The sequence below is a fragment of the Enterobacter sp. CC120223-11 genome (assembly GCF_900215375.1).
Lineage (GTDB): Bacteria > Pseudomonadota > Gammaproteobacteria > Enterobacterales > Enterobacteriaceae > Scandinavium.
The window spans coordinates 22,449-42,728 of the sequence record NZ_OBEF01000013.1 but is presented as its reverse complement, the minus strand read 5'-3'; the positions used below and the strand labels follow the sequence as shown (position 1 = coordinate 42,728).

Below are 20,280 nucleotides of genomic sequence, written 5' to 3'. Positions count from 1 at the left end.
TCAGAACGTGCTTATTTTTATTCTCCGCTATGCCTTGCCAGCAAAGAGTTTGCCGTCGCGGACCAGTTCACGCGGGTAGCTGTTCTTAAGCCGTGTGCCCACTTTTTTCGCCAGCCCCAGCGGATGTCCCTGAAAGGTCACGATAACATCATCACGTGCAGGTGGGTTTTCCGGCCAGACATCACGGCCCCGATACCACTCTTCTGCTTCTGCGAGCGTCAGTTCGAAGTGCGTACTTTTTTCACTCGCCAACGCGATGACGGCTTCATGCTGCCAGCGATAGCCTTTGTTGAACGTTTCTGCGAGGCGAAGGCCGAGGCGAGAAAAACGCACTTTACCGATCAGTGGTTCGATTTCCGTCGGGAACAGCCAAATCTCTTTATCACGCTGCCAGAGATGTAGGCTTTCATCCCATTCAAGACCGACCGCCGCCGCAGCCTGAACAACGGCCTGCGCTTCGCGATTTTTCATCGGCGTAAACGGAAATTTACCGACCTTATAGCCAGGGGCCGGGAGCCCTTCGATAGCCGATGTTTTTTGCAGTCGGGCGACGAAAAAACCTTCACAGTCGTAAATTTGCGGGAAGACATGCAGGAAACCTTCCGGCGTGAGGGCGAGTTCTGCCCCGGCAAAAAGATGGCTGAGCGGAGTAATTTCCACAGCCTGCGGATAGCGCGCAAGCAGCCACGCCAGCACGTCTTCGTTCTCTTCACGGTTGAGGGTACAGGTGGAATACACCAACGTCCCGCCGGGTTTCAGGGCATGAAAAGCGCTGTCGATAAGTTCCCGTTGGGTTGCGGCTATCTCGCTGTTGCTTTCGGCTGACCAGTTTTTCAGCGCATCCGGATCTTTACGCACGACGCCTTCGCCGGAGCAGGGGGCGTCCAGCAGGATGGCATCAAAGCACTCCGGCAGCGCGGCACCGAATACGCGGCCATCAAAGTGAGTGAGGGCAACGTTGTTGATGCCGCAGCGGCTGATGTTGGCGTGCAGCACTTTGACGCGGCTGGCGGAATACTCGTTGGCAAGAATAGCGCCCTGATTGCCCATTCGGGCGGCGATTTGGGTCGTTTTAGACCCTGGTGCGGCGGCCACGTCCATCACCCGCTGCGGCTGATTGCCGTGAGCGAACAGCGCCGTCACCGGCAGCATGGAGCTGGCTTCCTGAATGTAAAACAGTCCACTCAGGTGCTCGGCCGTGCTGCCAAGCGGCAGGGAATCTTCGTCATCACGCTCTATCCAGAATCCTTCCTCACACCAGGGGACCGGCGTCAACTGCCAGCCATAAGGCGCAACCAGCTGTAAAAATTCCGCAACGGAAATTTTGAGGGTATTCACGCGAATGCTGCGACGCAAAGGGCGCTGGCAGGCTGCGATAAAGTCATCAAAGGAGAGGTGAGACGGCATTGCCGCACGCATCGTCTCAAGGAAGGAGTCAGGAAGATAAGCCACGGAACGTACCAGATTCAGAAACGGACGCGCAGTTTAGCACAGCGACGCTGGCTTCTTACAGCCAGCGTCGCTAAGGCTTATCGTGGCAGGGCCGTGCCCCATTCGCGCCACTCTTTCGGCTCTGAGTCCTGCAACAGGAAGTGTTTATTGTCCTGTGCTTTCGGTGCCAGAGGCGTGCCAGGTGGCGTGGCGAAGGCGATACCACCGCGAATGAACTGGTTAAATGTCCCGGTTTTCACCACGCCACCGATGATACCGAAATCAAGGTTATACCCGGACGCCAGCCAGAATACAGAGTTGTTGCGTACCAGATGCTGATAGCGCTGGCTGATACGCAGGGCCACCATTACGCGATCGGAGAGCGAACCCAACTGCAGACCCGTGACGGTGCCGACTTCAATCCCGCGGAACAGCACAGGTGTGCCGATATTCAGCGACCCGGCTTCCGGTGCTTCAACGATAATGCTCAGGCCATCGAGATAGCGTGAATCGGTAATCGTGGCTTCCTGCAGTTCGAAATCACGGCGCGGGTTGCCTCCACGGCCGGGTTCAACGTTGATGTACGGCTGCAAAATCGTATCCAGATGCTCAACGCCTGCGGCAGATATTTGCGGCGTGACCACGGAAAAACGAGTTCCGCCTCTCGCAAACGTGTTCACGTATTCGGGATACAACACCGCTTTGGCCTGCACTTCATTGCGGGAGGTGATGAGTTCCAGGGTCTGGATTTGGCCGATATCAATACCGAGATAGCGGATAGGCATTCCTGCTGCGAGTTTACCCGCATCAAAGGCATGCAGAGTGATTTGCCCACCCACGGCGCGCGCCGCCGTTTCTGAAGGATAGAGAATGCGCTTATCCCCTTTACGGGCACCCGCGCCAGCGCCACTCAGGTTATCGAAGCTGATAGCGCCGCGTAGCGCGCGGGAGAGCGGGGAGGCCTGAACCGTCAATCCGCTGCCGTTGAGCTGCACTTTCGCGCCACCTTCGGCCCAGAAGACGCTGTTCTGTGTCAAGAGCTGTCGGTATTCCGGCTTGATGTGCAGTTCGATATCAAAGGCATTGGCGCGCGGACGCACGGTGATAACTTCGCCCACTTCAAACTTGCGATACAGCACGACTGAACCTGCCTGAACGTCCGGTAACGCGTCTGCCGTCAATGTCAGGGTGGTGGTCGGCAGATCCCCCAGGCTGTTCTCCAGGGCTTTTTCCAGATTGGCATAAAGGGGATAGTCCTGCTTCATCGGGCCTTTCTCGCCGGGCAGAATGCGGATCCCGCCGCTCAGCCACTCGCTGGCGCTGGCGCCGAGGAATTCAACGCCGTCGAGACCCACTTTGACGTCAACGCGGCTGTTCACCACGAATTTCGTATCGCCGTGAACGAGGTCGCGATATTGCGGATCAATGGCGACCGAGAAAGACACGCCTTTGCCCGCCAATGTACGCTCCAGCACCTGCCCAATCTTAATGCCGTGCAGAATGACGGGCTGGCCTGCGTCGATGCCATAGGAGTCTGGGGCGTTCAGCGTCAACGTTGCAACGCCCGGTTCCTGCAGCAAGGTTTTATCGGCAGGGACCACCACGAAACGATCGCGCGGTTCGCCTTCACCCGGCACCAGTTCAAAGGTGCTGCCAGTCAACAGAGAGCTGAGGTTGGTGTTTTCGAGCGACAGCTTAGGATTGCGCAGCTCTATGCGGGTTTTATCACGCAGCAAATTCACGACGCCAGGATCGACCGTCATCTCGCCGCTGACCGCTCCGCCTGGGTTGAGATCCAGTTTGGTGAGCTGTCCGACTTCCAGCCCCTGATACATCAGGGCGGTGGAACCCGCTTTCAGGCCGTTGCCGTCGGGCAGATCCAGCTTAACGATCACGCCACGCTGGCTGTGGGCCAGGTCGGCATACAGGCCAAACTCATCGTTCTGACTGGCGGCTTTTGAGTCGTCCGGCGAGTCGAAGGCAATTGCGCCGTTGACCAGCGCGGCAAGGCTTTCAAGCTGCACCTTCGCACCGCTCAGCCCGACATCCGCCTTAATGCCGGAGACATTCCAGAAGCGGCTGCCTTTTTTCACCAGGTTGGTAAAGCGCCTCTCGATCAGGATATCAATGGTTACGCCCTGCTTATTGGCGTTGATGGCATAATCATAAACGCGACCGACGGGGATCTTGCGGAAGTACACCAGCGAACCGCTGTTGAGAGAGCCCAAATCTGGCGCGTGTAAATGGATCATCAGATCGCCGTTGTTCAGGCGATATTTCGGCTGCGTATCCAGCGCCGTGAAGTGATCTTTGGCATCGCCTTTGCCGGGCATCATGCCGATGTAGTTGCCGCCAACCAGGGCATCAAGTCCTGAAACGCCTGCCAGTGAGGCTTTCGGCGTGACAAGCCAGAACTGCGTTTCTTCGCGCAGGGCGTCTTTCATATCGCTTTTAATGCTGGCTTTGACCTCAATGTGGTTAAGGTTTTTGGCAAGGTTGATGGACTCCACGGTGCCGACTTCAACGCCCTGATAGCGAACTGGCGTACGTCCTGGCACGATGCCATCGGCCGAAGTAAAGTCGATGGTAATGGTGGTGCCGCGATCTTCGAAGCTGTTCCAGATCAACCACCCGGCTATCAGAAAGGCGATGATCGGCAGAAGCCAGAAAGGGGAAATACGGCGTTTAGTTTTAATTCTCGCTTCAGTCGGTGAAGCGGGCGTTTCCTGACTCATGTGCATCCCAAAGTAAGCGGCTGTCCAGCCATTCAACAGCAAGAATAGTCAATATTACCGCAGCGCCGAAGTAAAACGCAGCGGGTCCCATGGTAAAAGCCAACAGCTGGTCGCGGTTGATAAGCGACGTCATCAGCGAAATCACGAACAGATCCAGCATTGACCAGCGGCCAATCCAGGTCACAAAGCGCAGCAGCAGAATACGGGTTCGCAGCCCCTGTTCGCACTTAAAATGAATGGAGACCAGCAGAGTGAGCAGGACCAGCACCTTGGTAAAAGGCACCAGAATACTGGCGATGAACACCACCGCCGCCACCGGGATATTACTGCTGGCGAGCGACAGAATGCCGGAAAGAATAGTGTCTTCCTGACGCGCGCCGTTGACATAAATAATGGAGATAGGCAGCAGGTTCGCCGGGAAGAGGAAAATCAGGGACGCAATCAGCGCGGCCCAACTTTTTTGCAGGCTTAACGGGCGGCGGTGGCGCAGCGGAATATGACAACGGCGGCAGCGGCCTCGCGCATCAGAAAAACCGGTGTGATGACAACCGAGACACACCTGCAGGCCCGGATCGGGGCGCTGGGCCGGACGCTGAGGATAGAAACGGTCCCAAAGCTGTTCCACGTTCAGATGAATCAGCGTCAGAATGCTCAGCAACACGAGAGAGACGAAGGCCACCAGACCCACACCCGGCTGGAGGAAGGCATAGTCCTGCACTTTGATGGATGCCACGCCCACGCCCACCAGATAGATATCGAGCATCACCCACTCTTTAAGCTTCTCCAGCATCAACAGTACCGGCCGTAGATTCATGCCGAGGATGTTGCCGAGCCACAGATAAGCAATGGCGATGACCAGCACCAGAGGCGCGCCAACGCTACAGAAGAACACCATCGCGGCCGGGATCGGATCGCCCTGATCGGTCATTTGCCAGATGCCCTGCAGCAGATTGGCATCAATACGTACGCCAAGCAGATGGAGGCGCAGCAGGGGTTCACTCCAGGCGAAGGGCATTAACAGCATCATCGTTATCGCCATTGCAGCCAGGCGCGTCAGCGACCAGTCTCGTCCGTCACGGATTTTTGCATCACAGCGAGGGCAGTAAGCGCTTTGAGAGGCTTTAACTACGGGCAGGCTAAACAACGTGTCGCATTGCGGACAGCGATGATATTCCGTGGGCGTCAGCGGGTTGCCAATCGCCTGGATAGTGAGTTTTTTGCCAGGCGCAATTTGAGAAGCTCTAAGTGCCATTTATTAGCTTTTGAAATGAATGTATAACTCTATCTTAACCTATGAACCGAATCATCTTGAGCCCGAACGCATTTAATGTTTATTTTAAGCGGTTATGCGTCGGCGATGGCCGGCTTCGATGTAAGACAATAAGCGATTGAATAATGAACAAATCAGAGTTTTACGCGGACCTTAACCGCGATTTTCAGGCATTAATGGCAGGTGAAACCAGTTTTTTAGCAACCCTCGCTAATACCAGCGCGCTGCTGTATGAGCGTTTGTCGCAGGTTAACTGGGCAGGTTTTTATCTTCTCGAAGGCGATACGCTGGTGCTGGGGCCGTTCCAGGGCAAAATTGCCTGCGTGCGTATTCCTGTCGGCCGTGGCGTGTGCGGCACTGCCGTGTCGCAAAATCAGGTGCAGCGTGTGGAAGATGTTCACGCTTTTGATGGCCATATCGCTTGTGACGCTGCCAGCAATTCAGAAATTGTTTTCCCGCTGACTGTTAACGGGCAAATCATCGGCGTGCTGGACATCGACAGCCCCGAGCTCTCCCGCTTCCTGCAAGAAGATGAGCAGGGTCTGCAAACGCTGGTCAGCCATCTCGAACAGCTGCTTGCGGCGACCGATTATCACAAATTCTTTCAGCCTGTCGCAGGATAATCAACGGATAACGTAGCAATTACCGATGGCGTCATTATAATGACGCCTGTTCATGCCCGCGGTATGTTGGCTACGTCCGTTGTAATCAGGAAATTTCATGGAAAATCAACCTAAGTTGAATAGCAGTAAAGAAGTTATCGCATTTCTGGCCGAACGATTCCCTCAGTGTTTCAGCGCTGAAGGTGAAGCACGTCCGTTAAAAATTGGCATTTTTCAGGATCTGGTGACGCGCGTTGAGGGTGAAATGAACCTCAGCAAAACCCAGCTTCGTTCTGCCTTACGTCTTTATACTTCCAGCTGGCGTTATCTGTACGGCATTAAAGCGGGTGCGACCCGTGTCGATCTCGACGGCAATCCGTGCGGTGAGCTGGATGAGCAGCATGTGACCCATGCACGCCAGCAGCTTGAAGAAGCCAAAGCGCGTGTTCAGGCACAGCGTGCTGAGCAGCAGGCGAAAAAACGCGAAGCGGCCATTGCCGCGGGTGAACCGGTCGATGCGCCACGTCGTGAGCGTAAACCACGTCCATCAGCACCTCGCAAAGATAACGCGAAGCCGCGTAACACGCCTAAACCAGCAGCGGCAAAAGCACCACGTCCAGTACGTGAAGAGCGTCTGACGCCGGTTTCAAACATTTCCGAGCTGAGCGTTGGCCAGTCTCTGAAGGTGAAAGCGGGCAACAACGCAATGGACGCCACTGTACTGGAAATCACCAAAGATGGCGTTCGTGTACAGCTGACTTCTGGTCTGTCAATGATTGTACGCGCGGAACATCTGGTGTTCTGAAACGGAGGCCGGGCCTGGCATGAACAACTTTTTTAAGGTCACTGCGCTCGCTGGCATGCTGTTACTGGCAGGCCAGTCGTACGCCGTGGACGACATCACGCGTGCTGACCAGATTCCAGTTCTTAAGGAAGAAGCGCAGCACGCCACTGTTAGTGAGCGTGTGACGTCTCGCTTTACTCGTTCTCATTACCGCCAGTTTGATCTCGACAACGCGTTCTCGGCGAAGATTTTCGATCGCTATCTCAATCTGCTGGACTACAGCCACAACGTGCTGCTGGCAAGCGACATTGCGCAGTTTGAATCGCGCAAGTCCCAGGTCGGTGATGAACTGCGTAGCGGTAAGCTGGACGCTTTTTACGATCTCTATAATCTGTCGCAAAAACGTCGCTTTGAGCGCTATCAGTATGCGCTGAAGGTGCTGGAACGTCCGATGGACTTCACTGGCAACGACACCTACAACCTTGACCGTAGCAAAGCGCCATGGCCGAAGGATGAGGCAGAGTTGAACGCGCTATGGGACGGTAAAGTCAAATATGACGAACTGAGCCTCAAGCTTGCCGGGAAAGATGAAAAAGAGATTCGTGAAACGCTGACCCGCCGCTACAAGTTCGCCATTCGCCGTCTGGTGCAGACCAACAGCGAAGACGTGTTCTCCCTGGCAATGACCGCGTTTGCTCACGAAATCGACCCGCACACCAACTACCTCTCCCCGCGTAATACCGAACAGTTCAATACCGAAATGAGCCTGTCTCTGGAAGGTATTGGTGCTGTGCTGCAAATGGATGATGACTACACGGTCATTAATTCCATGGTGGCAGGTGGTCCGGCGGCGAAGAGTAAAGCGATTAGCGTAGGCGATCGCATCGTTGGCGTAGGCCAGACAGGCAAAGGGATGGTCGATGTGATCGGCTGGCGCCTGGATGACGTCGTCGCACTGATCAAAGGCCCGAAAGGCAGCAAGGTTCGCCTCGAAATCCTGCCTGCCGGTAAAGGCACCAAAACCCGTATTGTCACACTGACCCGCGAGCGTATTCGTCTTGAAGACCGCGCCGTGAAAATGTCAGTGAAAAACGTCGGTAAAGACAAAGTTGGCGTGCTGGACATTCCTGGCTTCTACGTTGGCCTGACGGATGACGTTAAGGCTCAGCTGCAGAAGCTGGAAAAACAGAACGTCAGCAGCATTGTTATCGATCTGCGCAGCAACGGCGGCGGGGCACTGACGGAGGCGGTATCGCTTTCCGGTCTGTTCATCCCATCCGGTCCGGTAGTGCAGGTGCGTGATAACAACGGCAAAGTGCGCGAAGACAGCGATACCGACGGCGTGGTGTATTACAAAGGCCCGCTGGTTGTGCTCGTTGACCGCTTCAGTGCTTCCGCATCAGAAATCTTTGCTGCGGCGATGCAGGATTATGGTCGCGCGCTGATCGTCGGTGAACCGACCTTCGGCAAAGGTACCGTGCAGCAGTATCGCTCACTAAACCGTATCTACGATCAGATGCTGCGTCCTGAATGGCCGGCGCTGGGTTCTGTGCAGTACACCATTCAGAAGTTCTACCGCATCAATGGCGGCAGTACGCAACGTAAAGGTGTTACGCCGGATATCATGATGCCAACCGGCAGCGAAGAGACGGAAACCGGTGAGAAGTTTGAAGACAACGCTCTGCCGTGGGATAGCATCAATGCTGCTACTTACGTTAAAACGGGCAGCATGTCGCCGTTTGGCCCGGAGTTGCTGAAACGTCACAACGATCGTATTGCCAAAGATCCTGAGTTCCAGTACATCGTCAAAGATATTGCGCGTTTCAATGCGCTGAAAGAGCGTCGCAATATCGCTTCTCTGAATTACGCCCAGCGTGACAAAGAGAATGAGGAAGATGATGCAACTCGTCTGGCTCGCATCAACGATCGCTACAAGCGTGAAGGCAAGCCGCCGCTGAAAAAACTCGACGATCTGCCGAAGGATTATCAGGAACCCGATCCGTATCTGGATGAAACGGTTCATATTGCTGATGACCTCGCCGGAATGGCAAAAGAGAGTCCGGCGGTCACCCCTCCCGCAAGCAAGTAACCCCCAACAGGCACAAGAAATTGTGCCTGTTTTTTTACCTGCCTTTAGCCCGCGTCAGCGAGTCGCAACAGAATGTAAAGTTGTGTTTTTCTCGTGACTTAGCGCCCTCAGATAGTTGAAAATTGTTGTAAGACCCATACGATATGGGTAATCGCATAGTGCGTTTTGTTACAACGAGGTTAAAGAATATTATGATGCGAATCGCGCTTTTCCTGATGACTAACCTGGCGGTTATGGTCGTTTTCGGGCTGGTGCTAAGCCTGACAGGAATTCAGTCAAGCAGCATGACGGGGCTGCTGATTATGGCGCTGCTCTTCGGTTTTGGCGGCTCGATTGTCTCGCTGATGATGTCGAAATGGATGGCGCTGAAATCAGTGGGCGGTGAGGTTATCGAACAACCGCGCAATGAAACCGAGCGCTGGCTGATGAATACCGTCGCGCAGCAATCCCGCCAGGCGGGTATTGCCATGCCGCAGGTGGCGGTGTATCACGCGCCGGATATCAATGCTTTTGCCACCGGTGCTCGTCGTGATGCATCGCTGGTGGCGGTCAGCACTGGCCTGTTACAGAACATGAGCCGTGATGAAGCCGAAGCGGTTATCGCGCACGAAATCAGCCACATCGCCAACGGCGACATGGTCACCATGACGCTGATCCAGGGCGTGGTGAACACCTTCGTTATCTTTATTTCACGCGTGATTGCGCAGATTGCCGCTGGTTTTCTGGGCGGCAACCGCGATGAAGGAGAGAGCAGCAACGGTAACCCGCTGATTTACTTCGCGGTCGCTACGGTTCTGGAACTGGTGTTCGGTATTCTGGCCAGCATCATCACCATGTGGTTCTCCCGCCATCGCGAATTCCACGCTGATGCGGGGTCGGCCAAACTGGTCGGACGCGAGAAAATGATTGCTGCTTTGCAGCGCCTGAAAACCAGCTACGAGCCGCAGGAAGCCAGCAGCATGATGGCGTTCTGCATCAACGGCAAAGCGAAATCCATGAGCGAGCTGTTCATGACGCACCCGCCGCTTGATAAACGTATCGAAGCGTTGCGCAGCGGCGAATACCTGAAATAACAGAATTCACAGCACGACACTAATGCAAAGCGCCTCACTCGAGGCGCTTTTTTTATAGATAGCGTCAGGCCGCCGCGCGAGGTTGCGTTACGCGTAACCCACTGACTATCGCTGCGACGACCGCCAGTGAACCCGCGAGCAAAAGCGATGTATGCGTGCCCTGGGTGCCGAAAAGGTTAAACATCAGTGCGACAAGTGCCGCGCCGGTACTTTGCCCTAACAGCCTCGCGGTACCGAGCATCCCGCTGGCACCGCCGCTGCGATGACGCGGTGCGGACGAGACAATCGTATGATTGTTCGGTGACTGGAACAGGCCAAATCCTGCGCCGCAGAGCATCATGCGCCAGATGATATCCGCATCGTGCGGCGATGTGGGCAGAAGCGCCAGGGCAAATAACCCACTTGCCATCACCGCCAGCCCCAAAGCCCCGAGCAGTCCCGCATGCACTTTTTCGATAAGATAACCGGCAAGCGGGGCCATCACCATGGTGGCCAGCGGCCACGGCGTCAGCAGCAGGCCGGTTTCGACTTCGCTGCGCCCGATCACGGATTGCAGGAAGAAGGGGAGAGAAACGAGCGCCAGCATCTGCGCGCAGAAGGAGCAGATTGAGGTGCAGATCGACAGCGAAAACAGCGGAATACGGAGCAGGTCAACCGGCAAGAGCGGAACCGGAAGCCGCAGCTGGCGGCGAACGAATAAGTACCCGACTATCAGCATCACGGCCAGCTCACCCAGAATCAGCGCTGTAGACTGACCTTGCGCAAATCCGCTGAGCGCGGAGATGAGCAGCCCGAAAGTGAGGGCGTTCATGACGGCACTCGGCAGATCAAAACGTGAGGCCTGGGCGCGGGGCGGGTTGGCAGGCAAAAAGCGCATGGCCAGGAAGAACGAAACAATCCCCAGCGGGACGTTAATCAGAAACAGCCATTGCCAGGAGGCGACGGAGAGAATCGCGGCGGCGATGGTCGGGCCCGCCGCAGAGGAGACGGCAACAATAAACGAATTGATGCCCATCCCGCGACCCAGAAAGCGCTGCGGATAAATCAGGCGAATGAGGGCCGTATTCACGCTCATCAAAGCCGCGCCGCCGAGGCCCTGCGCGACACGTGCGAGAGTCAGCATCTCCAGGGAATGCGACAGAGCACAGAGGAGTGAAGTACAGGTAAACACGACAAGGCCGCACTTATAGATGCGTCGGTAGCCAAACATATCGCCCAGAAAAGCGAGCGACAGGAGAGAGATGACGATCGCTATCTGATAGGCGTTCACAATCCAGATCGATGCCGCGGGAGATGCGTGCAAATCGCTCGCAATCGTGGGAAGCGCCACGTTGGCGATGGCACCATCAAGTACCGCCATCGAAATACCGAGCACGATCGTCAGGATCGCGCCGTAACGCTGCGGCAACGGCAGGCCATCAGGAGCTTTGTTATCCATGTGGGAAATAAGTCTACGTTGAAATAATTATGCAGGTAATGATTCTAGCATTGATTATTCGGCAGTATGTCGCAGATTTGTAACGAAGTAACAGAAGAGATATTGCGATGGGTGCGCCGTGAAATTATAATAAAAACTCGTTCTGATTTTTATAAAACAGTCACGGTGAGGTGATTAATGGCAATTGCAGATTTGGATAAACAGCCAGATTCTGTCTCTTCTGTATTGAAGGTTTTTGGCATTCTGCAGGCGCTGGGCGAAGAGCGTGAGATAGGGATTACTGAATTATCACAGCGCGTGATGATGTCGAAGAGCACGGTTTATCGCTTTTTACAGACCATGAAATCCTTGGGCTATGTCGCGCAGGAAGGTGAGTCTGAAAAATATTCCCTGACGCTAAAACTGTTTGAATTAGGGGCTCGCTCCCTGCAAAACATCGACCTGATCCGCAGTGCCGATATTCAGATGCGTGAACTCTCGCGCCTGACGAAAGAGACTATCCATTTAGGGGCGCTGGACGAAGACAGCATCGTGTACATCCACAAGATCGACTCGATGTACAACCTGCGTATGTATTCGCGGATTGGCCGTCGTAACCCGCTCTACAGCACGGCCATCGGCAAAGTGCTGCTGGCCTGGCGCGATCGGGAAGAAGTAAAGCAGATCCTTGAGCATGTGGAATACAAACGCAGCACCGAGCGTACGATTGCCGATACTGAAGAGCTGCTTCCGCTGCTGGATAAGGTTCGCGAGCAAGGCTATGGTGAAGATAACCAGGAGCAGGAAGAAGGGCTGCGCTGCATCGGCGTGCCGGTCTTCGACCGCTTTGGTGTGGTGATCGCCGGTCTGAGCATATCCTTCCCGACGCTGCGTTTTTCTGAAGAGCGCCTGCACGAATACGTCAGCATGCTGCACACGGCAGCGCGTAAAATTTCCGAACAAATGGGTTATAACGATTATCCGTTCTGATTTCCTCAAACAGAATGCAAAAACGCCGCATTAAGCGGCGTTTTGTTTGGAACGTCAGGGGTGATTAACCGTTATCCACCACGGTCTGACTTTTACGCAATAGCGGACAATCCGTCAGGCCGATGAGCCCGCTGCTACTATGAACGTATTGCGCGGTGCTGGTGCCACGAGCCGTCAGGTATTTACACTGCAGTCCAAGCCCCCCCACATTTTCATTGCTGCCAATCAGTACGCCATAGCCGCTTAACAGTAAGCCAATCCAAAGCAAAGCCAGTACAATAATTGTACGAAGAGTGAAGCGCATTGTGAACCTCATTATTGTTGTTTACCTGTACAAGGTTAGTTTGTTCACGCCCTGAAACAAGTCGATGATTCCTAAAATGAACAGACTTCTTTACAGTTAGCAGCCGTTTAAGATTAGCGTGCTAATCTGTTCTCAAATAAGTAAAGCGGAGCGTGGAGTGAAAAAATTAAGGTGGGCTGTTCTGATTGTGGTGCTTCTGGTCGTCTGCCTTTTGCTGTGGACGCAGACCCTTAACATCTTATGCGATCAGGATGTTCAGTTTTTCAGCGGTATCTGCACCATCAATAAATTTATCCCCTGGTAAGCTTTTTTCTCATAGGACATTTCCTTCCTCAGGCCGAGTGATAGAATGATGCCTCCAATTTGAGGTGGTGAAATGGTTGATCTAATGAATTCCGGAATGTTGAATCTGGCGTCCCTGGCAGTCTCCCTGCTGGTGTTGATTTTTGGTCTGTTGCTGTGGTTTTTCGTTAATCGGGCGAGCTCCCGTACAAATGAGCAGATCGAACTTCTGGAAGCCCTGCTGGATCAGCAGAAACGTCAGAACGCCTTGCTGCGTCGTCTTTGTGAAGCAAATGAGCCGGATAAAGAAGAACCGGTGAAAGCAGCTGAACAGCCTGAGGTGCAGGAAGAGGCGGATGATTTTATCCGTCTGGTGGCGGAACGCTGATCGAAGTCCCGGCGGCGACACAGGTTACTGCCGGGTCCTGAGTGCTATAACGGTTTATTATGAGTTAGCACAAACTTATCTCACCCTTTCCTCGCTTTTTGAGTTGACAGTCACCAAAAATTTTTAATTCTTAATAAAGTTATCAGACCATTTCTTCCGATTAATCAGCGAAACGTTTTTATTGCCTCATGATGAGGCAGCGTCATTTGATTTTCATTATTCTGGTGCCTCGTCATTAATATTTAATATTTAATATTTGTGACCTGACCTGCCATTTATAAGCAGTATGTACTTCGGATGAAGCATAGTTATGCAGAAAATCGCCAGAGTTTAGAAAAATGTTGCATTTGGATGCCTGCCACGTGGCGGAAGCGAAACCGTTGAGCTATGGTAAAAAAGTCGCATTAATCCGTCAGTTGTGCGGTATTTTCTCAGGGCGCTGGCGGGCATGGATGTGCGTAAGCGATCGCATATTTGTGCAGACGATAAGCACTCGCTTCGAGGATTTGTGCGACCGATCGAGACATGCTTAAAAATGGCTTGCCATTATTAACGTTGTATGTGATAACACGTTTTGGGTTAAACGAGGTACAGTTCTGTCTATGTGTGGCATTTTCAGTAAAGAAGTCCTGAGTAAACACGTTGTCGTTGAATACCGCTTCTCTGCCGAACCTTATATTAGTGCCTCATGCAGTAATGTCTCAGTTTTAGCTATGTAAGTGCCCACGGGCGAAGAAAACACTCTAAGGAATTTTGCAAATGGCAAAGATTAAAGGTCAAGTTAAGTGGTTCAACGAGTCTAAAGGTTTTGGTTTCATTACTCCTGCTGACGGCAGCAAAGACGTGTTCGTACACTTCTCTGCAATCCAGGGTAACGGCTTCAAAACTCTGGCTGAAGGCCAGAACGTTGAGTTCGAAATCCAGGACGGCCAGAAAGGTCCAGCTGCGGTTAACGTAACTGCTATCTGATTCGAATCCACTGATCTCATTTGACATCAGCCATAAAGCCTCGCGTTAGCGGGGCTTTTTACATTTATGACAGAATGTTTCCTCTTTCCTCTCCTGTCTTGCTTTGTTGCAAAACCACATCGTTATTAGCATTGTTTCGCGGTTATCCCGGCCTCTTTTCACGTTAAATCATTGGGTTGTAAATTATAACCGGGAGCCGGAGTGCAAAACCATCGCCGCCATTTTACCCCAGTCCGTTTTGGCCTGGTGTGCTTAGGTATTTGTTGTTGTCTTGGGCTGCTGCTGGCCCGCGTAGGCTGGCTGCAAATTATCTCACCCGATAACCTGGTTAAGCAGGAAGACATGCGATCGCTGCGTGAGGAGCCCATTGCGGTACCCCGTGGAATGATAACGGACAGGGAAGGGCGGCCTTTAGCCGTCAGCGTGCCCGTCAGCGCCGTTTGGGTCGATCCTCAAACGCTGCTGTCAAAAGGCGGCGTGGGGTACAACGAACGCTGGCAGGCGCTCGCCAACGCGCTGCATATGTCGCTTGCTGACCTGACGACCCGAATTTCAGCGCATCCACACTCCCGCTTTCTTTACCTTGCGCGCCAGGTTGATCCGCAGCAGGCTAACTGGATCGACAAGTTGCATTTGCCGGGCATTAATCTGCGTGATGAATCCCGCCGTTTTTATCCTGCCGGACACGTTGCCGCGAACCTGATTGGCTTCACCAACATTGATGACCAGGGCATTGAAGGCGTGGAAAAAAGCTTCAATGCGCAGCTTCAGGGCAAACCCGGACTGAGGCTGGTGCGTAAAGACCGTCATGGGAATGTGATTGAAAACCTCACTGAGCAGGCGGCAGTGCCCGCACATAACCTGCAGCTCAGCATTGATGAACGTCTGCAAACGGTCACCGAAGATGCGCTCGACAATGCAGTGCGCTGGAACAAAGCGGAATCCGGCGCGTCAGTGCTGATAAAAATCGACACCGGCGAAATTCTGTCGATGGCAAACTACCCGGACTTCAACCCGAATAACCGTGATAAAGCCACGCTGAATGATTTTCGCAATCGTGCGATAAGCGATACCTTTGAGCCAGGTTCTACGGTCAAACCGCTGGTGATCATGACGGCGCTCCAGCAAGGAATTGTTCAGCCGGACAGCGTGGTCGACACGCACCCGTACACGGTGGACGGCCATCGAATCCGCGATGTTGGCTTCTATCCGGAGCTGAGCCTCACCGGAATCCTGCAAAAATCGAGCGATACCGGCGTGTCACATTTGTCACTTGCCATGCCAATTCAGCGTCTACTGGACACCTATAAGGGGTTTGGATTTGGTGAACCGACGGGACTTGGTTTAACCGGGGAAAGCCAGGGGCTGATGCCGCAACGTCGTTTCTGGGGGCAGCTCGACCGCGCTACCTTCTCTTTCGGCTATGGTTTGATGGTGACCCCGCTGCAGCTTGCACATGTCTATGCGACTATCGGCGGCTTCGGTATTTCTCGCCCGCTGTCCATTACCCGCATTGACCCGCCGGTGATGGGCCATCGCGTGATGTCCGATCAGATTGTCCATCAGGTTGAGCATATGATGGAAAGCGTTGCCCTGCCGGGAGGCGGAGGGACCAAGGCGGCGGTGCATGACTACCGTGTTGCCGTGAAAACCGGGACAGCGAAAAAAATCGGCCCGGACGGTAAGTATGTCGATAAATACATTGCCTACACGGCGGGCGTAGCACCCGCGAGTAACCCGAAGTATGCGCTGGTGGTGGTGATTAACGATCCGTCAAACGGCAAATACTACGGCGGCGCGGTGTCAGCGCCAGTATTCAGCCAGATTATGGGCGACGTGCTGCGTCTGGAGAACGTGATGCCGGACGGCATTGCCCCGGGCTCGGAGAACTTAATCGTCATGCAGCCTCACGACTCGCTCGCCCCGGCGCTGTAATCCATTCACCTGAAGGGCGAATAGCGTTACACTTTCGCCCTTTCAATCAGACCGGAGTCATCATGTCCTGGAGTTGTCCTCTCTGTCACGCGCCGCTCGAGCGCCACAACAACAGCTATATTTGCCCGCAGCGTCACCAGTTCGACCTGGCGAAAGAAGGGTACATAAATCTGTTGCCGGTGCAGCACAAGCGCTCGCGCGATCCGGGTGACAGCGCGGAAATGATGCAGGCGCGACGTGCATTTCTGGATGCCGGCCATTATCAGCCGCTGCGCGAAGCGATCGGTTACATCCTGAAAGCTGCTGCCCCGCAAAACCTGCTCGACATCGGATGCGGCGAGGGTTACTACACCCATGCTTTCGCCGCGGTCGCCGGGAAAACCTGGGGGCTGGATGTGTCGAAAGTGGCGGTACGCTACGGTGCAAAACGCTATCCGCAGGTCGATTTTTGTGTGGCCTCAAGCCAGCGTCTGCCGTTTAGCGATGGCTGTATGGATGCGGTGGTGCGAATTTATGCCCCGTGCAACCCGCAGGAGCTGGAGCGAGTCGTAAAACCTGGCGGGCTGGTCATTACCGCTACGCCGGGACCACGTCATCTGATGGAGTTGAAAGGGCTGATTTACGACGAAATCCGCCTGCACGATGAGAACAGTGAAATCTTGCCTGGGTTCGAAAAAATCACGCAGCAGCAGGTGGCGTATCCAATGCGCTTGACGGGGGCTGAGGCGACGGCGTTATTGCAGATGACGCCTTTTGCCTGGCGGGCAAAACCGGAAGTGTGGGAAAGACTGGCAGGGCTTGAGGCGTTTGACTGCCAGACCGATTTTCTGATTCAGGTCTGGCAGCGAAATCATTAACCGGCGAAGTGGCTCCAGAGGATCTGCACGCCAATGCCAATCAGCACCAGGCCGCCGAGAATTTCGGCGCGTTTCCCCAGAAGCGGGCCAATAAAGCGGCCGACCATCATGCCGATGGTGGTCATAATCAGCGTGGCGCAGCCAATCATTAGCGCCGTGAAGATGATATTGACCTGCAGGAAAGCAAGACCGACGCCCACGGCCATGGCATCAAGGCTGGTGGCGATAGCCGTGGTCACCAGCAGCCAGAAGCCGTGACGGCTCGGGGCTTTCTCTTCTTCAGCTTCATTTCCACGCCAGCCTTCAATCAGCATTCGACCGCCGAGGAAGACCAGCAGAACGAAGGCGATCCAGTGGTTCCACTCCAGCACGAACTGGCTGGCAAGCATGCCGAGGCCCCAGCCAATCAGCGGCGTGATAGCTTCAACGGCGCCAAAAATCAGGCCCGTGCGCAACGCTTCAGAGAATTTAGGTTTGTGGAGTGATGCACCTTTACTGATCGAGACGGCAAACGCGTCCATCGACATACCAAAGGCTAAGAGGATAGTGGCTGAGAGAATCATCGCTTGTCCTGACCGGGGAGATATCCATATGACATACCGCTGCCCCCAGTAAACATACGCCACGTCCGGCGTATAGCAGTGATATGCCTATGGTCTCGCCTGCTCATCTGCTGATGAACCGTACGTGCCACGTTTTGCAACGAGTATGTTGACACGTACATTTCCGGGAAAGGAAATCGGCTACTCCCCAACGACGGGCGCAACCTTAACATAATTTGAGAAAATAAAACAATAACAAAAAACAAATATGTCAACGGCTAATTGATAACGATTTTCATTTAAATTTAACGGTAATGAAAACGTTAAGAAATATGAGGGGGAATGTCTGGAAATATAGCCATGGCTATAAAGTCATTTGCCTAAAATAACTTCATATATAGCAATGGCTATAATTATAACTCACTGTGATGAAAGGAGTTTGTAGATTCTTTCGAGGTCGTCGATATTTCGTACGCGTATCAGCAGGCGGCGCTGCTCTAATTGCATCACCAGCACACCGTCTTCAGATAAATTGATGGATTTAATTCTTGGATACGCAATCCATACGCTGGAAAAGTAAAAACCTTCTTGTTTAAAAATGATTGTTGGCGTGCGGATCCAGAACAGATACAACCCCATCAGTGCCAGCGCACATAATAACCATGTGGTTATTAATTGCCCATTGGCGGTCAGGTTTTGATAAATAAGAATCGCCACCAGGCCGACGAAAATGATCCCATCAACTCGCCCGCGACGGAGCAGGGGGATAGCGAGCAGCACGGGGCCCTTCAGGCGCGGCATGATGAATTGATCGTAAATGGCGAAGGCCAGCAGCGCCACAATAAACAGAACCAGCACCCAGTCCGTGATAGTCATTACCCCTCCAGAAATAAAAACCGGGGCCAAAAGGCCCCGGCAGAGTACAGCAGAATTACAGACCCAGCAGGCCTACAGCATAACCCGCGATACCGATGACGAAGAAGCCAACGATGATCCACAGTGGGTTCACTTTCTTACGCAGCAGCCACATACAGGCGAAGGTCAGCAGCAGCGGCACCAGGCCCGGCATCAGCTGGTCAAGGATAGTCTGCACGGTGGTCACACGGGTCTGACCATCCTGGCCTGTGATGGTCGACACCACCAGCGGGATGTTCACGTGCGTCCACTTGTTAACCAATGCCCCCATGACAAACAGGCCGAGGATTGACGCCCCCTCAGTCAGTTTCTGCAGGAAGCCGCCGCCCATATCTTTAACGATGTCCACGCCTTTACGGTAGCCGTAAGCCACGCCGTAGTAACGGGTTGCCAGACGCACGGCGTTGAACAGGATAAAGAACAGCAGAGGGCCGAGTAGGCTGCCGCTCATCGCGATACCTGCACCGAGCGCTGCGAAGACCGGACGCACGGTACCCCAGAAGATTGGGTCGCCCACGCCTGCCAGCGGACCCATCAGACCGACTTTGATACCGTTGATGGCACCATCGTCAATCTCTGCGCCGTTCGCACGCTGCTCTTCCATCGCCAGCGTTACGCCGAGAACCGGAGCCGCAACGTACGGATGGGTGTTGAAGAATTCCAGGTGACGCTTAATTGCCTGACGGCGCGCTTCGTTGTTTTCCGGATACAGGCGTTTGATGGCCGGTACCATGGAGAAGCAGAAGCCCAGCGCCTGCATACGTTCGAAGTTCCATGAACCCTGGAACAGGTTAGAACGAAGGAACACGCCACGGATGTCACTCGGAGTGAGTTTTTTCTCGGTGGTAGTTTTAGTGATATCAACCATTTCGCTCACCTGTTAGTCCAGTTGGTTATCGAGATCGTTGTTAGCAGCCTGTACCTGGCCACCCGCAACACGATTGTATTTAGGGCTCAGCTGGATATACAGAATTGCCATGACTGCACCAATCACACCCAGAGCAACCAGGTTGAAGTTGGTGAATGCTGCGGTAACGAAGCCGAGGTAGAAGAACGGCATCAGGTAGCCGGCACGCATCATGTTGATAACCATTGCGTAACCAACAACCACGATCATGCCGCCTGCGATGTTCAGACCGCCGGTCACGACTTCAGGAATCGCGTTCAGCATGTTCTGGACTTCGCTGGTACCGACAGAGATAGCAACGATAACCGCAGGGATCGCGATACGCATCGCCTGCAGGAACAGGGAGGATACGTGGATCCAGGACAGGGCTGTCAGGTTGCCGTTATTCGCCGCTTTATCCGCCGCGTGCTGGAAGGCCACGGTGATAGTACGCACGATGATGGTCAGAACCTGGCCTGCTGCCGCCAGTGGGATAGCCAGCGCGATACCGGCACCGATGCTTTGGTGACCCGCGATAACCAGAACGGTAGAGATGATGGATGCCAGGGCCGCATCTGGTGCAACTGCGGCACCGATGTTCATCCAGCCCAGGGCGATCATTTCCAGGGTACCACCGATGATAATACCGGTTTTCATGTCGCCGAGGACTGCACCAATCAGGGTACAGGCCACCAGCGGACGGTGGAACTGAAATTCATCGAGTACGGATTCCATACCCGCGATACACGCGACGACGAACACCAGCACAATTTGAAGAACGGTAATCTCCATTGTACTTCTCCTATAACTT

General features: G+C 53.9%; 19 protein-coding genes, 1 pseudogene and 1 riboswitch. Of the genes and pseudogenes, 11 read left to right on the top strand and 9 right to left on the bottom strand.

Features of this window, described 5'->3' with window-relative positions; all coding sequences use genetic code 11:
* Positions 1 to 27 precede the first annotated feature (27 nt).
* From rsmF to yebS, 3 genes are all read right to left on the bottom strand, one after another.
* Complete coding sequence (rsmF, locus tag CRO87_RS15330; protein WP_097163807.1) at positions 28 to 1,464, bottom strand: 16S rRNA (cytosine(1407)-C(5))-methyltransferase RsmF; 1,437 nt, start codon at positions 1,462 to 1,464, stop codon at positions 28 to 30.
* 65 nt (positions 1,465 to 1,529) lie between these two features.
* On the bottom strand, positions 1,530 to 4,166 hold the full coding sequence (locus tag CRO87_RS15325) for a PqiB family protein (RefSeq protein ID WP_176504319.1): 2,637 nt from the start codon (positions 4,164 to 4,166) through the stop codon (positions 1,530 to 1,532).
* Entirely contained in the window at positions 4,135 to 5,418 is a 1,284-nt protein-coding gene (gene yebS, locus CRO87_RS15320) for a membrane integrity lipid transport subunit YebS (protein ID WP_097163805.1), read from the bottom strand. The genes CRO87_RS15325 and yebS overlap by 32 nt, the downstream gene beginning before the upstream one ends.
* Positions 5,419 to 5,561: 143 nt before the next feature.
* Here yebS and CRO87_RS15315 point away from each other — a divergent pair, with 143 nt between their 5' ends.
* The 4 genes from CRO87_RS15315 (at position 5,562) to htpX (ending at position 9,984) form a co-directional block, all read left to right on the top strand.
* Positions 5,562 to 6,059, top strand: a complete 498-nt coding sequence (locus CRO87_RS15315) for a GAF domain-containing protein (protein ID WP_097163804.1) — start codon at positions 5,562 to 5,564, stop codon at positions 6,057 to 6,059.
* Between the two features lie 97 nt (positions 6,060 to 6,156).
* Complete coding sequence (gene proQ, locus CRO87_RS15310; RefSeq protein WP_097163803.1) at positions 6,157 to 6,843, top strand: RNA chaperone ProQ; 687 nt, start codon at positions 6,157 to 6,159, stop codon at positions 6,841 to 6,843.
* A gap of 19 nt (positions 6,844 to 6,862) precedes the next feature.
* Complete coding sequence (prc, locus tag CRO87_RS15305) at positions 6,863 to 8,911, top strand: carboxy terminal-processing peptidase (protein ID WP_097163802.1); 2,049 nt, start codon at positions 6,863 to 6,865, stop codon at positions 8,909 to 8,911.
* Positions 8,912 to 9,102: 191 nt separating this feature from the next.
* Positions 9,103 to 9,984, top strand: coding sequence for a protease HtpX (gene htpX, locus CRO87_RS15300; protein WP_097163801.1), 882 nt, complete (start codon positions 9,103 to 9,105; stop codon positions 9,982 to 9,984).
* Positions 9,985 to 10,048: 64 nt separating this feature from the next.
* Here the strand turns inward: htpX and CRO87_RS15295 are convergent, their stop codons facing one another.
* On the bottom strand, positions 10,049 to 11,422 hold the full coding sequence (locus tag CRO87_RS15295) for an MFS transporter (protein WP_097163800.1): 1,374 nt from the start codon (positions 11,420 to 11,422) through the stop codon (positions 10,049 to 10,051).
* Positions 11,423 to 11,599: 177 nt separating this feature from the next.
* On the opposite strand from CRO87_RS15295, the gene kdgR reads away from it, so the two are divergent.
* Positions 11,600 to 12,391, top strand: a complete 792-nt coding sequence (gene kdgR, locus CRO87_RS15290; RefSeq protein WP_097163799.1) for a DNA-binding transcriptional regulator KdgR — start codon at positions 11,600 to 11,602, stop codon at positions 12,389 to 12,391.
* Positions 12,392 to 12,455: 64 nt separating this feature from the next.
* Here the strand turns inward: kdgR and CRO87_RS15285 are convergent, their stop codons facing one another.
* Positions 12,456 to 12,695, bottom strand: coding sequence for a YobH family protein (locus CRO87_RS15285; RefSeq protein WP_097163798.1), 240 nt, complete (start codon positions 12,693 to 12,695; stop codon positions 12,456 to 12,458).
* Between the two features lie 157 nt (positions 12,696 to 12,852).
* Between CRO87_RS15285 and mgrB the strand changes: the two genes are divergently transcribed.
* The 6 genes and pseudogenes from mgrB (at position 12,853) to rlmA (ending at position 17,126) form a co-directional block, all read left to right on the top strand.
* Positions 12,853 to 12,999 carry a PhoP/PhoQ regulator MgrB gene (gene mgrB / locus CRO87_RS15280; protein ID WP_097163797.1) on the top strand — a complete coding sequence of 49 codons (147 nt, stop codon included), beginning with the start codon at positions 12,853 to 12,855 and terminating at the stop codon, positions 12,997 to 12,999.
* Positions 13,000 to 13,071: 72 nt separating this feature from the next.
* On the top strand, positions 13,072 to 13,365 hold the full coding sequence (locus CRO87_RS15275; protein WP_097163796.1) for a YebO family protein: 294 nt from the start codon (positions 13,072 to 13,074) through the stop codon (positions 13,363 to 13,365).
* Between the two features lie 602 nt (positions 13,366 to 13,967).
* Positions 13,968 to 14,112: pseudogene (locus CRO87_RS15265) on the top strand (DUF2627 domain-containing protein).
* 12 nt (positions 14,113 to 14,124) lie between these two features.
* Positions 14,125 to 14,334 (top strand): transcription antiterminator/RNA stability regulator CspE, encoded by a 210-nt coding sequence (gene cspE / locus CRO87_RS15260; RefSeq protein WP_001062678.1) that lies wholly within the window; start codon positions 14,125 to 14,127, stop codon positions 14,332 to 14,334.
* A 201-nt stretch (positions 14,335 to 14,535) separates the two neighbouring features.
* Positions 14,536 to 16,269 (top strand): peptidoglycan glycosyltransferase FtsI, encoded by a 1,734-nt coding sequence (gene ftsI, locus CRO87_RS15255; protein WP_097163793.1) that lies wholly within the window; start codon positions 14,536 to 14,538, stop codon positions 16,267 to 16,269.
* Between the two features lie 62 nt (positions 16,270 to 16,331).
* Positions 16,332 to 17,126, top strand: coding sequence for a 23S rRNA (guanine(745)-N(1))-methyltransferase (gene rlmA, locus CRO87_RS15250; protein ID WP_097163792.1), 795 nt, complete (start codon positions 16,332 to 16,334; stop codon positions 17,124 to 17,126).
* Here the strand turns inward: rlmA and mntP are convergent.
* The 4 genes from mntP to CRO87_RS15225 all read right to left on the bottom strand — a co-directional run bounded on the left by mntP (position 17,123) and on the right by CRO87_RS15225 (position 20,261).
* Complete coding sequence (mntP, locus tag CRO87_RS15245; RefSeq protein WP_097163791.1) at positions 17,123 to 17,689, bottom strand: manganese efflux pump MntP; 567 nt, start codon at positions 17,687 to 17,689, stop codon at positions 17,123 to 17,125. The genes rlmA and mntP overlap by 4 nt on opposite strands.
* 5 nt (positions 17,690 to 17,694) lie before the next feature.
* Positions 17,695 to 17,890, bottom strand: a riboswitch (yybP-ykoY riboswitch).
* Positions 17,891 to 18,088: 198 nt separating this feature from the next.
* A complete protein-coding gene (locus CRO87_RS15235) occupies positions 18,089 to 18,544 on the bottom strand; it encodes a DUF986 family protein (protein WP_097163790.1) in 456 nt (151 codons plus the stop codon).
* A gap of 55 nt (positions 18,545 to 18,599) precedes the next feature.
* Positions 18,600 to 19,451 (bottom strand): PTS mannose transporter subunit IID, encoded by an 852-nt coding sequence (locus CRO87_RS15230; protein ID WP_097163789.1) that lies wholly within the window; start codon positions 19,449 to 19,451, stop codon positions 18,600 to 18,602.
* Between the two features lie 12 nt (positions 19,452 to 19,463).
* Positions 19,464 to 20,261 carry a PTS mannose/fructose/sorbose transporter subunit IIC gene (locus tag CRO87_RS15225; RefSeq protein WP_097163788.1) on the bottom strand — a complete coding sequence of 266 codons (798 nt, stop codon included), beginning with the start codon at positions 20,259 to 20,261 and terminating at the stop codon, positions 19,464 to 19,466.
* Positions 20,262 to 20,280: the final 19 nt, after the last annotated feature.

Excerpts from the sequence above, each read along its gene's own strand:
- prc (WP_097163802.1), top strand. The coding sequence starts at position 6,863 with ATGAACAACTTTTTTAAGGTCACTGCGCTCGCTGGCATGCTGTTACTG.
- CRO87_RS15315 (WP_097163804.1), top strand. The coding sequence starts at position 5,562 with ATGAACAAATCAGAGTTTTACGCGGACCTTAACCGCGATTTTCAGGCA.
- proQ (WP_097163803.1), top strand. The coding sequence starts at position 6,157 with ATGGAAAATCAACCTAAGTTGAATAGCAGTAAAGAAGTTATCGCATTT.
- CRO87_RS15235 (WP_097163790.1), bottom strand. The coding sequence starts at position 18,544 with ATGACTATCACGGACTGGGTGCTGGTTCTGTTTATTGTGGCGCTGCTG.
- htpX (WP_097163801.1), top strand. The coding sequence starts at position 9,103 with ATGATGCGAATCGCGCTTTTCCTGATGACTAACCTGGCGGTTATGGTC.
- kdgR (WP_097163799.1), top strand. The coding sequence starts at position 11,600 with ATGGCAATTGCAGATTTGGATAAACAGCCAGATTCTGTCTCTTCTGTA.
- CRO87_RS15230 (WP_097163789.1), bottom strand. The coding sequence starts at position 19,451 with ATGGTTGATATCACTAAAACTACCACCGAGAAAAAACTCACTCCGAGT.
- rlmA (WP_097163792.1), top strand. The coding sequence starts at position 16,332 with ATGTCCTGGAGTTGTCCTCTCTGTCACGCGCCGCTCGAGCGCCACAAC.
- CRO87_RS15225 (WP_097163788.1), bottom strand. The coding sequence starts at position 20,261 with ATGGAGATTACCGTTCTTCAAATTGTGCTGGTGTTCGTCGTCGCGTGT.
- CRO87_RS15275 (WP_097163796.1), top strand. The coding sequence starts at position 13,072 with ATGGTTGATCTAATGAATTCCGGAATGTTGAATCTGGCGTCCCTGGCA.
- CRO87_RS15285 (WP_097163798.1), bottom strand. The coding sequence starts at position 12,695 with ATGCGCTTCACTCTTCGTACAATTATTGTACTGGCTTTGCTTTGGATT.
- mntP (WP_097163791.1), bottom strand. The coding sequence starts at position 17,689 with ATGATTCTCTCAGCCACTATCCTCTTAGCCTTTGGTATGTCGATGGAC.
- yebS (WP_097163805.1), bottom strand. The coding sequence starts at position 5,418 with ATGGCACTTAGAGCTTCTCAAATTGCGCCTGGCAAAAAACTCACTATC.
- CRO87_RS15295 (WP_097163800.1), bottom strand. The coding sequence starts at position 11,422 with ATGGATAACAAAGCTCCTGATGGCCTGCCGTTGCCGCAGCGTTACGGC.
- CRO87_RS15325 (WP_176504319.1), bottom strand. The coding sequence starts at position 4,166 with ATGAGTCAGGAAACGCCCGCTTCACCGACTGAAGCGAGAATTAAAACT.
- cspE (WP_001062678.1), top strand. The coding sequence starts at position 14,125 with ATGGCAAAGATTAAAGGTCAAGTTAAGTGGTTCAACGAGTCTAAAGGT.